Consider the following 15615-nt stretch of genomic DNA (forward strand, 5'->3'; position numbering starts at 1 on the left):
ATTTACTAATTAGATATTGGTTTAAGAAGTTTAAAAACTTTACTTAATTAAAGTAAAATCAGGATAATATTCAATCTCTAATTAGAAACCTTCTAAATATAGTTTAGATGTATGTTAAAAAAATAAATCGAAATTCAAAAATTAAATAAGAAAAAAAAGACCTTAGGAAAATCTAAATTAAAATTAGTAAAAAAATATCTTAAAATGAGAAAAATAAAAAAATATTTTGGGAATTATTAATAGTGGGAGTGTTTAATAATATTGAGATCCATTGACATCTGTTGTCTGATAATAAGAATCTGATGAGTTATGTGATTGATAATCCACCACACCTTCACTTGATGTAGATGCATTCAAGTTTTCATTAGTATCATCTGAGTGATTTTCATATGCACTGATGTTATGGGTTACATCCACTGGAACATGTGTTGTATTATTCTGTACAACATTATCATCGGTGCTGTTAAATCCCATTGAGATACCTATAGTAGATCCTATACCAAATGCAACAATCAATAAAATAAAACCAAGAAATATTCTCTGTTGTTTTCGTCTTCTTCTAGAACTCATTTTTCCCAAATACCTTAATTTTTATTTTTGACATAAATCAATAACATCCTGATAAAAGAATATTGTTAAACTTGTTTCAATAAGACTGCTTTTCAATATGATTATAATTGTATATTAAATAATTACAATCAATCCACATTGAAATCTATACAATTAACAATAGATATTCAAAATCACATTCCCGTATGGGACTGTGAAAACCAGAATGTTATACTAATTATATACTATTATATTAAAATCTATTTATATACTTTGTTATGTGTGTATGTGTGTACACACATAAACAGTTAATATTGATTTGACAGATTTTTACTAAAAAATTGAAAATGGATAAATCAATGCAAAACGATATAAATAAGGATAATTTAAATAACATAAGTGAAAATTTAGAAAAATAGGTATTAGATTTTAAAAAATAAAAACATAATTTAATATATTTTAAAAAGATGTCTTTACTAATAATAGATATAAAATCCATAAAATATTTACATTTATTTAACAAAACAAATCATTTAAAATTTAATAAAAACCTGAGATTTAATGTATTAAATTTAAGAAAATATAAGTTTGTGTGTACATACACACATACACACATTTATAAAGAATTTTATAAAACATTACACTTGATTATAATTACATATATTTTACATTATATTTGTAATCATAAGTACACATATTGAAATATTTATATAAATAATGAGAAAATAATATATATATGATTATAAAAACTATACTATAATGGCAAATAAAGAAGAAGTGGATAGGATTTGGAAACTATCCGAAAAATCACGAATGAATATTTCTCTTCCAAAAGACTTGGCTAATTGGTTAGACAATAATGCGTCTGAGAATTGGAAATTAGATAAAGGTGCAAGGTCCAAAGAAGTCACCCGTATCTTACTTGAGGCTAAACGTCGAAGTGAGGAAGAACTTTAGATTTTTTTTAAAACACAACATTTTTTATACTTTAACAATCATTTTACTGCTTTTTACACATTTATATTAATAATAAACGTTTTATATCCATTTAAAAAATTAAAATTTTAACTTATTCTAATTAGATATTTTAGATATCTGAAGGCTGAAATCACTTTAAATAAACTTTCAACTATTTTTAATTATATACAAGAAAAACAATCATTAACCTACTATTTTTAAATGTTTTAAATAACACATAATTGACTTAGTATTTTTAAATAAATTTAAAGAGTTTATATAGTTCTTTACCAAAAGTTTATACCTAATGAATTATAAAGATATGTTCATGGAAAAATTTAATAATAAAATTGAAAAACATTTGGAACTTTCAGAAATTGCAGATATGCTGAAAGAGTACAAGGAATATTACAATGTTTACAGACGTCTTTTGTTAATTCACATGGTTGCAAACGGTGAAAGTATTGCTAAAGCCTCAAAAAACATTAATATTTCAAGAAAAACAGGCGAACGTTGGGTCAAACAATATAATGAAAAAGGTGTTGACGGTTTATTTTCAAATTATTCTAACTGTGGAAGGAAATCTTACTTAAATAATCAACAACTAAAAGAATTAAAAGAAATAATAACTGGAAATGAAGAAAAATATAATTTAAAAGATGTACAAAACTTAATTAAAGAAAAATACGGTATAACATATAGTGAAAAGCAAGTATGGGTCATTACAAGACAAAAACTAAATTTAAACTATGGAAAACCATTCATTAAATACAACACCCGTCCTGAGAATCCGGAAGAGGATCTTAAAAAAAACTAAAAACAACAGACATAAAAACAGAATACTTTGCTTTTTTAGATGAAACGTCTTGCCAAAATGTTCCAAATGTTAGAAGAATATTATATACTCCTGGAGAAAAAAATATACAAGTAAAATATCCAGTAAAATTTGGAATAAATGTAACAGGATTTCAAGGAATCAATTGCAACTCCTACATGGAAGCAAATACAAAAAACAATGCATTTCAATTTGTAATTACATTATGTCATTACCGTATTGAAAACATGACCAATAAATTAGGTAAACAATTAATCGAGGAAGCAATAAAGAATGAAAACCTGTCTGATGAAAAAATAAAAAAATATTTATCCTCCAAATCATTGAACGAAATGGATCTGATAAATAAAATCAATAATGAACTATATAATGACAATTCCAAACAGAAGTCAATAGAAAAAATTCAAAAGATTTGCAGGAAAGAAGACAACAATAATTCAAGAAAAATCTGGTATGAAAAAAGATTAAGATTAATAAATAACCTATTAAATCCAAAAATAACCGAAATAAACTCAAAAGAAAAAAGAATAAACATTATTTTAGATAACGCAAGAATACATCATGCCAAAATTGTTGAAAAAGCCTGTGAAATATTGAACATAAACTTAATTTTTCTAAAACCATATTGCCCGGATTTAAACCCAATCGAAGATGTATGGCGTAAAATTAAATCCAAAGTGTATAAATCAATGTATAAAAATTTAAACGAATTAATTAAAATATTTGAAGATGAATTCTATAAAATAGTTGATTTAACCTCATTCTACACAAATTGGGTCAACGAATATTTAGGTATAAACATTTGGTAAAATACTATAAATAGAATAAAGAATAATCAAAGGGCATTTTTAGAAAATAATAAAAAAATGATAGTTTATAATCAAACAAATGATAAATAATTAATGAAAATAAAAAAAGAAGCATTAATTAAATGTTTTAAAAAAAGATATAACTAAATGTTTTAATAAAATAAAAAAAAGATCAATTAAGAGCTTTAATTAAATGCTTTAAATAAAAAAAAATAGAGATGTCTTAAATTAAGACAATGCACCATATAGTAATACAAGAACCAATATAGCAAGTATAAATCCCGGATGACCAATTGCAGTAACAAAATAAGCTAAGAAAGCCACAACAACTAACAATCCAACTAGTTTACCTTTCTGATTAGTCAATAAATCTATAATTGTTCTTGAAAACTCTGAAGGTATATTATATGCATAGATACCGTTTGCAAGTTCAAATACCACAAGGGATAACGGATTTCCCATTACAAATATCTGATCTGCAAGTTGAGCCCTTTCACCTGCCTCCCTTCTACTTCTTCCAATACCTGCCCTAACCTTAGCACCATTGTTTAGAATGTACCAGGCAGTATCAAGACCAGCACGTATTGCCAAATCCTTACTTGGGAATCTTGCAATAAAGTCGTCTCCACCTTCACGATAACCTTCAATTTGACCTTGACATTGAGTCTCAATAAAGTTATTAACACCTGTCATTAACTCTAAAAGTTTATCCCTTCCATGTTTTGAGATAAAACCTGTTGAATCGATAATATCAATAAATAGGTAGTTATCGTAAACTGGTTTATGAGATTCGCCAATCTCAAATGGACCGTCTATTACAATGGCATACTCCCCTCCAAGTTTGGTAAATGCCACACCTGAAAACTCACCAACCTCATGGGTATAGTCAATGGATCTCTCAAGTGCCGCAGCACCTGTCATTCCCACTGCACCTACAACTTTAATGTTGAATTTATAACCTAAACTGATCATCTGAAGGGCAACCTTAATTGCCATATTCTTACTGACCATTCTTGCTATAATCTCTGTGGCGGACTGCTCCACAATCTCACCATGGGAGTTTATAATCATTCTACTAAATTCGTTAATGATATTGTTAGGATAAGGTATCTCAACATATAAATAACGGTCGTTACCCATTATGATATCACTTACAAGTGCATACTCCTCTACCCTTTGCTCTGCAGGTTTAAATTCATAGAAACTATGATTAGGAGGTATATTTTCCTTACCTACATCACGAATCAGATTATAGAAAATACTGTCAGTTGTAATCTGTGCTTCCTGAATCTCAAGTAATACAGTTTCTGTATAATTAAAGAGATCCACATATTCTGTTTCTGTTTCATTTGTAGGATAAAATTTAGTTCCAATACTTAAAGCTTTATGATGAGTAAAAAGAGAGATTAAATACCTTGTGATTGGGTGATCAGACATCATCATAGCCTCCCTTTTCAAGGAATATCTCAAAATCTCCAGGATTTTCAAGCATTATGTCCGGTTTTACTGTAACAAATGGGAATTTCCATGACCCTAACCTGGATGCAACGGTACTTGCAATGTTTCTTGAATTTTTCTTAATGAATGTCTCATCAAAGCTGTCAATATGAATCTCTATATTAAATGGAGGATAGTCCATGACCTCATCACTATATAGAGTGTTTAAATTAAAGGTTCCCGGTTTTGTAAACAAATCATTACGAACTGCTATTAAAGGTTTTTTAGGTAATCTTAACCTTTCAGATACCGCATTAGAAATGGAACCTGCGTTTTTAACGGTAACCTTGTAATCCCTAGGATGTACAAGTACAAATATTATAAATGGAGCCGCAGTTTCAACACCATCCACCATGTTCATAACTTCCTTAAACATAGGAATCTTAGATAGGACACCTTCAATCTTATTATCCAAACCTGAATTCTGGGCATCGTCAAGCTGAATAATGGCTTCCTTTGCAATATTTAAGGGTGTAAGTTCAATACCGTTTTTAACCCTAAAGGTTTCCCAACGTTTGGATTCCAACTGATCCAAAATATTATCACAGATATGCTGTAGAATGTTCTTGTCCTTTTTAGGTGATTTGGATTTACCCATAACAAGTCTACTGCCGTCAAAGGAAAATGGAATTCTCATTGAATCAATATTTAAGAACTCATCCTTGAAATCCCTAAACTTATCATTGGACAATATTCTAGCATTGTTTTCCTCTGCTATCTTTAAAATGTAATGATCAGCATTATTTCCTGTAGGAACCTCTTCAATACTCTCATCAGCAACTAATTTATGATAGTCTTCTTTATTATCAATATCATGAGATAATGATGCATCTGCTATAACCATAAATTCATCATTTTTAGCTTCCAAAGCATCTACAGCAGCCAAAATATTAGCTAGCATCGGCTCATCATTTTCGTTTTTTCTAAAATGTGCAACATTAGATGCATCAACAATAACTTTCATTATATATTCCCCATTTCTTTAATAATTATAATTTGTTTCTAATCCTGTCGATAAAAGCATTGAAATACTTTTAAAAATTATTTTTTTGAAACTAAAAAATAAATCATAATATTATATACTTCTTATCACATATTTAAATTTTATTAGTATTATATAGTTTAATTTTAATACTTAAAAACTTATTTAAAAATTAGTTTCTAAATTAGAAAACGAAATAGACAATCATCAAAAACAGAAAAAATAAGCCATTTAAATTCAAAATACAATCAAATAAAATAGATAAAAAATATTTTCATAATGAAAAAATACCTGAACTAAATTAAATTGATGTATAAACAGAAAACTATAAAAATATATTAAATATATGTATATGAATTGTTAAAAATATATAAGTTTCACATTAAAAAAAAATAATTTAAAGAGTTTAAATTATATTCCTATAATTTTTTCGAAATTATCCTTCAACATGTTATAATTTAAAATATAATCTATATCTGGACAAACATTTTTTAATGTATTAACCATTTTCAACCAACCTGAACCATCAGTAATCCAAATAAAATTAAGATCAACTAATGAAAGTTCCTCTTGTAATTCTTGATAAGCACTTGCAACTTCAATAGGTTTACTACCAGTACTATTATAAAAATTACATTCTATAATATATTTCTGTTGATTGTTCTTATATATTATAAAATCAGCCCTTTTTCTCCTAGAAATATTCTTAACATAATCTTGTGACTTTAAATTAAAAACTTCTTTTCCAAAATTTCTATTTAAATCATTAAGTTTTCTGTTTAATAATGTTTCAATAAGATTTTCATAATTAGTTCCACTTCTATTTTTACGAGCATTAGTGTCTAATCCTACTTCAGTACCTACAAGATAAGAATATAAATTATCAATCTTATTAAATAAATTTAATAAACCAGTTTGTTTTGAAAATTTAGTAATAACATCAATATTAAAATTATTTTTATCAAAATCGCAAGTTTCAACTTGCATATATTCTTCATCCAATATATCAAGATATTTATTATTATTTTTAAATCTAATAGCTAAGATTGAAGGTAGAACAGAAACTACTTCAGGATATTTAGTTATAATTTTTTTAAACTCTTCTTCAAGATTACTTTCATCAACTTTACATAAACTATTTAAAATATATATCTCAGTTCTATTATTATTTACTTTCTCAAATACTTTATCCCAATTAACAAAATAATTGAATGTATGGTTAGTAGTCAATACTGATTTTAAGAAATCCAACAAATAATCACTAAAATCATCATAACCCAATTCTTCATATTTTACCATATTATCACTTAATAATTTCTAATAAGTAATTCATTAATAGCCCCTCTTTTTGCACCATTACTATTAATACTTCTTCTAGCTTTTACACGTTCTATATTGAAATCTTTGTACAAATCATCAAAAAAGTCATCATTAGGGTCAGTATTATGAGGATCACTATTACTTAACATGATTTTAGCTCCTTTATCATTAATCCGCTTATAAAATTTAGATAATTCTATTTGTTCTACATCATCAAAATCAACACTATAATACGTATTAAAATTAGATGTACCACTAAGAGGCCTATAAGGAGGATCAAGATAAACAAATGAGCTTTCACTAATTAAATCTTCAGAATCAGAAAATGATGCACATTTAATATCAGTTTTCTTTAATACTTTATGAACATTTTTAAGATTATCTGCATCACAAATATTAGGATTTTTATATTTTCCAGCTGGAACATTAAATTCTCCTTTTTTATTTAATCTAAAAAGACCATTAAAACCAGTTTTATTCATAAAAATTGTATAACTAGCCCTTTCGATATTTGATTCATCATATGTATCAAAATCAAATGTTTTTAAATCTTGATTAAATTTTAATCGGATATTTAAATACATTTTTTTTCTACCAGCATCATCATATTCCATATATTCTGATTTTAATATTTTTAATCTTTCAGTTAACTCTTTATAATCTTTTTTAATAACATCATATGTTAAAATTAATTCTTCATTAATATCTGAAATATAAGCATGTTTAACTTCATAATTGCTCATTAAATAAAAAAAAACTGCACCTCCACCAATAAATGGCTCAAAATATTCTTCTATTTTTCCAGAAGAAAGAATATTCTCAGGTAATCTTTTTTGAATTGTTGGTAATAATTGTTTTTTACCTCCCGCCCATTTTAAAAATGGAGTTGCATTAATATTATCATCCACAAGTTTCATTTTATATATACACCATAAAAATATATGTTAAATTAAAAAATAAATAAAAATATTGATTATAAATCAACAGCATCCCTACGTTTGAAGTTACCAAGTAATATTTTGTTTCCATCCAATTTATTCAAATAGATTTCAATATCCCTGTCGGTAACCTCTATAGTATTATAGGAGTTAACATCCTTACCCCTTAACTTGTAAGAGGACAAAGATCCCGCATTGACAAATAAGGTACCCTGCATTTTCCAGAGATTCGGAACATGTTTATGTCCACCTATAACTATGTCAACATCATGACTAATTACAGACTGTAAAATATCACCTGCATCAAATAATATATTACGTTCCCTACCTGTTCTTGGTATAGGAATTGCATGGTGATGCATTGCAACAATGGAGAATTTATTCTCAAGAATACACTTGTCTAATTCATTCTCCATCCATAACTGCTGTAGTTTACCGATATTTCCATCATCCAAATCTGGAGTGGTACTATCTAATCCCAAAACCACAACATCCTCATCGTCTTTTGTAAGTTTCCAACTACAATCCCCTATCAAATCTTCAAATGATTGTTTTCCAATATTCCTTGCATCATGATTTCCAGGTATTGCAAAGAGATTAGACTCAAACATTTTCAAGTATTCTTTAGCTTCTTCAAACTGTGCATAATAACCATTTTCTGTCAAGTCACCAGTTAAAATAATCATATCGGGATTCAATGCATTTATCTCATCAACTGCCCTCAGGAATGCAGATTCATTGAAACCCACATGACTTACATGTAAATCTGAAATATGAGCTATCAATACCATAATATCAATCAAACTTTATTGATTTAATTTGAGGATCGCTTCTGCTAAATCTCCTTTTGCTTCAATCAAAGCGTTTTCTGCATCTTCAGCAGAGACACCTGCCTGGTTAGCTACAAGTTCAATATCTTCCTGATTGATTTCGATTTCAACTTCCTTTTCTATTTCTTGAGCATCACCAGTAATTTGATAGGTATCACTACCCATTACAGTCATGACATTTACTTCAGGATTGGAAATGACAATGTCCTTATCTTCACATTTAATGACGACTTCCTCAACGCCTTCAATATCTTCCATTTTCATTCCCATTTTTTTCATTTGTCTTTCCATTTGTTTCATTTGTTTAGGATTCATACCAGGTATCATTTTATAAAACCTCTGTTAACATATAAATTATATTATAAATATTAGTACTCATTTTATTTAATATTTTTTTATAAAAATTTAACTAAAAATTATTCTCTAAAACCCTTTCTAGTTTTAATAGCCTGACCACTTCATGAAAATTTAACTAAAAATTATTCTCTAAAACCCTTTCTAGTTTTAATAGCCTGACCATTATTAAAGCTTTCAATTTCTCTTTTATTAAGTAGTGCCTTACCTATTGCAAGTAAATCATCGTCTTCATTTACAATAAGCACTTCATCATTTGCACGTATATTATCATCACAGTCCACTACAAATTGACAGAAAACGCTTTTTCCATCCCTTGTAAATGGTTCGGAATCCTGGTTTACAACTACCCTGTTTTGAGGATATTCCGTAGCAGCATGCAATTTTCTTCCACCATCTTTTGTAAGTACCAGAAATGAATCGGATGCCCTCATGTTAGCAACAAGTTTGCCATCTGATGAGATATGTCTTATTTTACCAGTTCTTTTAGACTTTTCAATCTTAATTTTACCATCAAACAAGGCGTCCCCTGCACCTACTCCAAACTGATAGTCAGCAATTGCCTTAATCTTTCTAATATCATCTTTGACATATCTTATCTCATCTGACTGTGGATGAATAATACTGAAATCAAAGTCATAATGGTTTGCAATACTCTGATGTATCAGGACCTGTTCATAATATTCTGAAAATTCCGCAAGACAATCCTCAATAAACTCAATTGAATCTGTATCCATGTTTCTTGGTGCATCGTTTTGACTTAAAGGGTACACCTCATCCATATCAAGAGGTATAAGACCAAATGGAATATCCAAAACCATAAAGTCACAATCATCTAAGTCTATTTCCTTTTCCTCCCCATAAACATAGAATCTTCCTAGTTTTCCGGACAAGTTCTTGGAGTAAGGTTTTCTTGTAGGTGGAACCAATACCAATGTGGATTTCTTAGGCATTTGGCGAATCTTTTGAATATGGCGTCTTATTTCAGGTCTTTGAAGTGATTCAGGACCAGTATAAAAGAATGCTGAATTTTTACTACTTGGATTATAGTATTCCAAATCCTTTGTATAGTTACCCAATTGTCTTAGACCGTCCAGTAATGCAGGATGAGCTCTACAGCGTTCTTCAACAAGTTCCATTAAACTTCCCTCATAAATAGCCTGACGAACAGTTCTAAGTTCACCTAAAGATACTGCAAGATTATGCTGTGCAATTAACTGCACACGTTCCTCTTTAGGAAGTGCCCTCAACTCATCGGGAGTATATTTACAACATACCTCACAGGAACATGGCATTTCAGTTAGATTCTCAAGTTTATAGGTTCCCCTTGTGGACAGAAGTCTGTCATCCTCGGCATATAAAACATATGCAGCAGAATCAAATAAATCACAACCCATTGCAGCACATAATGCAAAGATCATTGGATGGCCTGCGCCCATTAAATGTCTAGGTACATTATCCGGCAAATGTTCCATGGAATGCATTACAACGTCCACCAAATCAGCATACTTGTACATTTCCATTAAAGGAACAACAGCACCGATAGGGTATAAGTCCGCATCCAACTTTGTAAGTTCATCTGCACATTTCTCCCTTAAATCCAAGAATGTGGATCCCTGAACAACGGAATTTAAAAGCATGGAGATATCGTTATCCTTCTTATATTGAACGGCCTCCTTAGCCCTTTCAATAGTAATTTCCATATCCTCTTCAGCTTTTTTACGTGTAACATATGGTGCAGTTGGAATATCCAGACTTGTTCCAATGTCTGTACCGATAGCCTCCTGAAAATCAATAACCTCCTTATTAGTAACATCAATATCACCATAAACAGACAACTGAAAAGATCCGGAATCAGTCATGATAGGTCCATCAAAATTGATTAATTTATGAACCCCCTCTTTTAATGCCCTTTGTTTTAACTCCTCATCTTTAAATATGATATATGAGTTTGTAATAACAATATCCGCACCATATTTACCAACATCAATAGTTTGTCTTCCGGGATGTATAACGGGCATTAATGCAGGAGTCGGCACATCACCATGTTCAGTATGAAGTACTCCAACCCTTGCCCTATTATCTTTAGCTTTAATTTCAAACATTAACTTTCCTCATTAAAAATTATAAAAAACAGTTAAAATAAAAATTAGTATTTATTATAAGAATACTTTGTATAATAAGTTATTTAATGGTTTGCAGTATTTAAAATTAGAATAAAAATTTTAAAAAATTTAAAAAGATTAAATTGAAATTTGTAAATTTTCTCTCTTAATTAATTCAACAAAATCAATACATTCAAAAGCATAACTTTTATTTGCATAAAACTTATCACAACTTTCCATAGTACATTTAGCACCTTCCAAGTCACATAAAGTAGGTATTTTTATTTTTTTCTGACTCATATTCTGTTTATAATTATATGTTTCCTGAGTAACTAATGTAAAATTATTAGATTTAACGAATGCTACTAATGGAATATCTGCAATACTTTTCTTTTTAAAATTTTTTTGAGATAACTCATCATATCTCTGATTAAGATCTTCAAGTGACTTTAAAGATTTATTATCTAATTTTTTAAATACATATTTATAATTATCAATCCATTCGTTATATTCCTCATGATTATAACGAGTTAATTCAATCTCAACTAAATCTATAGATATAATTTTTCCCTGTTCAACTAATCTGTCAAAATTTCGCCATTGAACTGGAAATGCAGCTTCATCATAAACTCCTTTATTATTACGTCGAAGCAACATGGAGGTATCTACAACATATTTAGGATCCATATATTAATCCCTCCATTTCTCATCCATTATTTGAATTATTGATTTGACAATATCAATTGATACATCTAAATTTCTAGCAATATCCAACAAAGTTAAAATATCATTATAATAGGCATAAATTAATGAACTTATATAATAATCCCCATTTTCAGTTATCGTTTTTTGAGCTATTCTTCTGTTGGTTTCTTTTTTTCTTTTTTCTTTTTCTTCAACAGTAATATCCTCTTTCTGTTTTTTAATTGATTTTTTAGAATTCTTTTTAGATGTAGGAAACAAATATTTATTTAAATCATTTTTATAAATTTCATAATCTTTAGAATTAATATAGTCACCCATTAAAAATTTTCTAACAATAACTTCTCCACTTACTTTATAATAATTTGCTAATTTTTTAATTAAATTGGAATTTGTAAAGTCTTTAATTTCACCATTTTTAACCCTATAATCAATATCTTTATTAGGTACTAAGACTTCACCGGCAATATAATTGCACTGAACCTCAATATCATTATTTAAATTATATGACTCAAAATTACTTAAACCCTCTTTTTTAAGCAGTAGATGGGCTAATTCATGAAATAAAGTAAATTTTCTACCATTTTCCGTTTCCCTATGATTAATACCAATTATAGGTAATTTATCATAATATAAAACATAACCCCTTAAATCTTTTGGGGGAATCCCATAAAATTGAAATACTAAAATACCCAAATCTTCCATTTTACTTATCCAATAATTTAATTTTCTTTGATTTCGTTTAGCCTTACTCATTTCTAGAACATTATTCAATATATTTACAACATCATCTGAAGATGTGCATGAATAATCTTTTAATTTAAATTCTTTAACATGGAAATCTTCACTTTCATCTTCAATATCTAATAATGTTTCTCTCTTATTTTTTGCATTTCTAAGTTCAAAATTAATGTCCGGTGAAATTTCAATTTTCTTATTTTCTAAAGTTCTAAAATCAACAATTGGTTTTTCATAAACTGGATCAGCCTTACTAAAAAACATATGTGGAGCCACTTGGCAAATTTCAGAAAGTTTTATCAATTGAGAATAAGTAATCTTACCTGTTCTTTCCCAATCCCTTATTTTTTCCTTGTTTATATTCATCTTTTGAGCAACTGTTTCTTCATCATAATTAACTGATTTTCTAGCCCAAACTAACCAATTTTTGTTTGTTTGAATTATATCAGTGCTCATTATTAAATCCCCTTTTATAATAAATTTAAATAAAAATATTTATTAACTTATATATTTTTATATTTACCCATTATCTTCTAAAATAGTATAAAATTTTTAATACATTTTAGATATTTTATCTTAAATTTTAAATATAAATATTTAAGATAAATAATATTTTTTATTTTCATATATAAATAAATATATCATATCTATTTTATTTAAATAATGTATAAACAATATTTAATTATATTTTTCCAAGAGAGCATAGGAAAAATAATTTAATAGCACAATACATAATTACAACATTTTCATAAAATCTTTTGCAAAAATTATATAAGCATTAAAAAAGATAGTTAATCAAGCAATCAAAGTAAAAAAATTTTAAAAATTGAATATTATTTAAAAATCATTTATTTTAGGATATTTGGATAATATTCTAACGATTATCAAAGAGGTGATTAAAATAACAAGTAAATCATTTACAATAATATTGATTGTATTAATTGTAGGATTAGTACTTGCTTTAGCTGTTACAGGTGGAATAATTAATACCAATAACACAGATAATAATACTACATTAGAAAACAATTCAACTAATGCTACAATTAATTTAACTGATAACACGAGTGATTTAAATAATGGCAATGGAACTGCTGATGTTAATGTAGAAGGTGGCGACTTGAATAACAATGATACATACTATGAAATGGTAAATGGTGAAAAAAGGTATATGAGTGAAGAGGAATATGCCGAAAAATATCCCGACATTTACCAACAAAGAAAAAACGGTAATTTTGAAAACGTGGCATAAAATAAATTTTAAATAATATATTTAAACTTACTTTTTTTATTTTTTAGTTTTTTTAAGATTTTCAATTAAAGCTTATTTTTAATAAAATTGTATTTTTTAAGACTTTTAACTTAAATCTTATTTTGAATATTAAAATCCTATTTTTAAGGATTTTATTAACTTAAATCATATTACGAATATTTGAATTCCATTTTTAAGGATTTTTCAACCTAAAAATTATTTTGAATATTTAAACTCCATTTTTTTAAAATTCTTAACTTAAAGATTCTTAGGTTAAAAAGTTGTTTTTTTAAAAAATAAGTATTATGCTGTTTTTTATAGATTAATACAATTAATAATTTTAATTTATAGTTCTTTACCAAAAGTTTATACCTAATGAATTATAAAGATATGTTCATGGAAAAATTTAATAATAAAATTGAAAAACATTTGGAACTTTCAGAAATTGCAGATATGCTGAAAGAGTACAAGGAATATTACAATGTTTACAGACGTCTTTTGTTAATTCACATGGTTGCAAACGGTGAAAGTATTGCTAAAGCCTCAAAAAACATTAATATTTCAAGAAAAACAGGCGAACGTTGGGTCAAACAATATAATGAAAAAGGTGTTGACGGTTTATTTTCAAATTATTCTAACTGTGGAAGGAAATCTTACTTAAATAATCAACAACTAAAAGAATTAAAAGAAATAATAACTGGAAATGAAGAAAAATATAATTTAAAAGATGTACAAAACTTAATTAAAGAAAAATACGGTATAACATATAGTGAAAAGCAAGTATGGGTCATTACAAGACAAAAACTAAATTTAAACTATGGAAAACCATTCATTAAATACAACACCCGTCCTGAGAATCCGGAAGAGGATCTTAAAAAAAACTAAAAACAACAGACATAAAAACAGAATACTTTGCTTTTTTAGATGAAACGTCTTGCCAAAATGTTCCAAATGTTAGAAGAATATTATATACTCCTGGAGAAAAAAATATACAAGTAAAATATCCAGTAAAATTTGGAATAAATGTAACAGGATTTCAAGGAATCAATTGCAACTCCTACATGGAAGCAAATACAAAAAACAATGCATTTCAATTTGTAATTACATTATGTCATTACCGTATTGAAAACATGACCAATAAATTAGGTAAACAATTAATCGAGGAAGCAATAAAGAATGAAAACCTGTCTGATGAAAAAATAAAAAAATATTTATCCTCCAAATCATTGAACGAAATGGATCTGATAAATAAAATCAATAATGAACTATATAATGACAATTCCAAACAGAAGTCAATAGAAAAAATTCAAAAGATTTGCAGGAAAGAAGACAACAATAATTCAAGAAAAATCTGGTATGAAAAAAGATTAAGATTAATAAATAACCTATTAAATCCAAAAATAACCGAAATAAACTCAAAAGAAAAAAGAATAAACATTATTTTAGATAACGCAAGAATACATCATGCCAAAATTGTTGAAAAAGCCTGTGAAATATTGAACATAAACTTAATTTTTCTAAAACCATATTGCCCGGATTTAAACCCAATCGAAGATGTATGGCGTAAAATTAAATCCAAAGTGTATAAATCAATGTATAAAAATTTAAACGAATTAATTAAAATATTTGAAGATGAATTCTATAAAATAGTTGATTTAACCTCATTCTACACAAATTGGGTCAACGAATATTTAGGTATAAACATTTGGTAAAATACTATAAAAGAAAAAATAGATAAGATATAATTAAA

Annotated in this window: 16 protein-coding genes; 6 read left to right on the top strand and 10 right to left on the bottom strand. The window is 27.4% G+C overall.

Translation table 11 applies throughout. From position 1 onward, the window contains the following. Positions 1-252: 252 nt before the first annotated feature. A complete protein-coding gene (locus ABM4_RS05040; protein ID WP_016358600.1) occupies positions 253-570 on the bottom strand; it encodes a hypothetical protein in 318 nt (105 codons plus the stop codon). Positions 571-1308: 738 nt separating this feature from the next. Between ABM4_RS05040 and ABM4_RS05045 the strand changes: the two genes are divergently transcribed. The 3 genes from ABM4_RS05045 (at position 1309) to ABM4_RS05055 (ending at position 3150) form a co-directional block, all read left to right on the top strand. Beyond that, positions 1309-1506 carry a hypothetical protein gene (locus ABM4_RS05045; RefSeq protein ID WP_016358601.1) on the top strand — a complete coding sequence of 66 codons (198 nt, stop codon included), beginning with the start codon at positions 1309-1311 and terminating at the stop codon, positions 1504-1506. A 307-nt stretch (positions 1507-1813) separates the two neighbouring features. Next, a complete protein-coding gene (locus ABM4_RS05050) occupies positions 1814-2323 on the top strand; it encodes a helix-turn-helix domain-containing protein (protein WP_016357795.1) in 510 nt (169 codons plus the stop codon). A gap of 176 nt (positions 2324-2499) precedes the next feature. After that, on the top strand, positions 2500-3150 hold the full coding sequence (locus ABM4_RS05055; RefSeq protein WP_016358602.1) for a transposase: 651 nt from the start codon (positions 2500-2502) through the stop codon (positions 3148-3150). A 228-nt stretch (positions 3151-3378) separates the two neighbouring features. On the opposite strand, the gene ABM4_RS05060 is transcribed toward ABM4_RS05055, so the two are convergent. From ABM4_RS05060 to ABM4_RS05100, 9 genes are all read right to left on the bottom strand, one after another. Continuing rightward, entirely contained in the window at positions 3379-4590 is a 1212-nt protein-coding gene (locus ABM4_RS05060; protein ID WP_016358603.1) for a hypothetical protein, read from the bottom strand. Then, on the bottom strand, positions 4580-5611 hold the full coding sequence (locus ABM4_RS05065; RefSeq protein WP_016358604.1) for a hypothetical protein: 1032 nt from the start codon (positions 5609-5611) through the stop codon (positions 4580-4582). Before ABM4_RS05065 ends, ABM4_RS05060 begins: the two co-directional genes overlap by 11 nt. A 429-nt stretch (positions 5612-6040) precedes the next feature. After that, positions 6041-6928 (bottom strand): type II restriction endonuclease, encoded by an 888-nt coding sequence (locus ABM4_RS05070; protein ID WP_016358605.1) that lies wholly within the window; start codon positions 6926-6928, stop codon positions 6041-6043. Between the two features lie 8 nt (positions 6929-6936). Continuing rightward, positions 6937-7866, bottom strand: coding sequence for a DNA adenine methylase (locus ABM4_RS05075; RefSeq protein WP_016358606.1), 930 nt, complete (start codon positions 7864-7866; stop codon positions 6937-6939). A 56-nt stretch (positions 7867-7922) separates the two neighbouring features. Then, positions 7923-8678 (bottom strand): metallophosphoesterase, encoded by a 756-nt coding sequence (locus tag ABM4_RS05080; RefSeq protein WP_016358607.1) that lies wholly within the window; start codon positions 8676-8678, stop codon positions 7923-7925. 15 nt (positions 8679-8693) lie between these two features. Further along, positions 8694-9044, bottom strand: coding sequence for a nascent polypeptide-associated complex protein (locus ABM4_RS05085; protein ID WP_016358608.1), 351 nt, complete (start codon positions 9042-9044; stop codon positions 8694-8696). A 152-nt stretch (positions 9045-9196) separates the two neighbouring features. After that, positions 9197-11176: a tRNA guanosine(15) transglycosylase TgtA gene (tgtA, locus tag ABM4_RS05090; protein ID WP_016358609.1), complete on the bottom strand. Its 1980-nt coding sequence runs from the start codon at positions 11174-11176 to the stop codon at positions 9197-9199. A gap of 138 nt (positions 11177-11314) precedes the next feature. Beyond that, complete coding sequence (locus tag ABM4_RS05095; protein ID WP_016358610.1) at positions 11315-11863, bottom strand: DUF4411 family protein; 549 nt, start codon at positions 11861-11863, stop codon at positions 11315-11317. Positions 11864-11866: 3 nt separating this feature from the next. Then, entirely contained in the window at positions 11867-13072 is a 1206-nt protein-coding gene (locus ABM4_RS05100) for an ImmA/IrrE family metallo-endopeptidase (RefSeq protein WP_016358611.1), read from the bottom strand. 436 nt (positions 13073-13508) lie between these two features. Between ABM4_RS05100 and ABM4_RS05105 the strand changes: the two genes are divergently transcribed. The 3 genes from ABM4_RS05105 (at position 13509) to ABM4_RS05115 (ending at position 15577) form a co-directional block, all read left to right on the top strand. Next, entirely contained in the window at positions 13509-13865 is a 357-nt protein-coding gene (locus ABM4_RS05105; protein ID WP_156815329.1) for a hypothetical protein, read from the top strand. Positions 13866-14240: 375 nt separating this feature from the next. Beyond that, complete coding sequence (locus tag ABM4_RS05110; RefSeq protein WP_016357795.1) at positions 14241-14750, top strand: helix-turn-helix domain-containing protein; 510 nt, start codon at positions 14241-14243, stop codon at positions 14748-14750. A gap of 176 nt (positions 14751-14926) precedes the next feature. Then, positions 14927-15577 (top strand): transposase, encoded by a 651-nt coding sequence (locus tag ABM4_RS05115; RefSeq protein ID WP_016358602.1) that lies wholly within the window; start codon positions 14927-14929, stop codon positions 15575-15577. Positions 15578-15615 lie beyond the last annotated feature (38 nt).

It is taken from the genome of Methanobrevibacter sp. AbM4, assembly GCF_000404165.1.
Lineage (GTDB): Archaea > Methanobacteriota > Methanobacteria > Methanobacteriales > Methanobacteriaceae > Methanarmilla > Methanarmilla boviskoreani.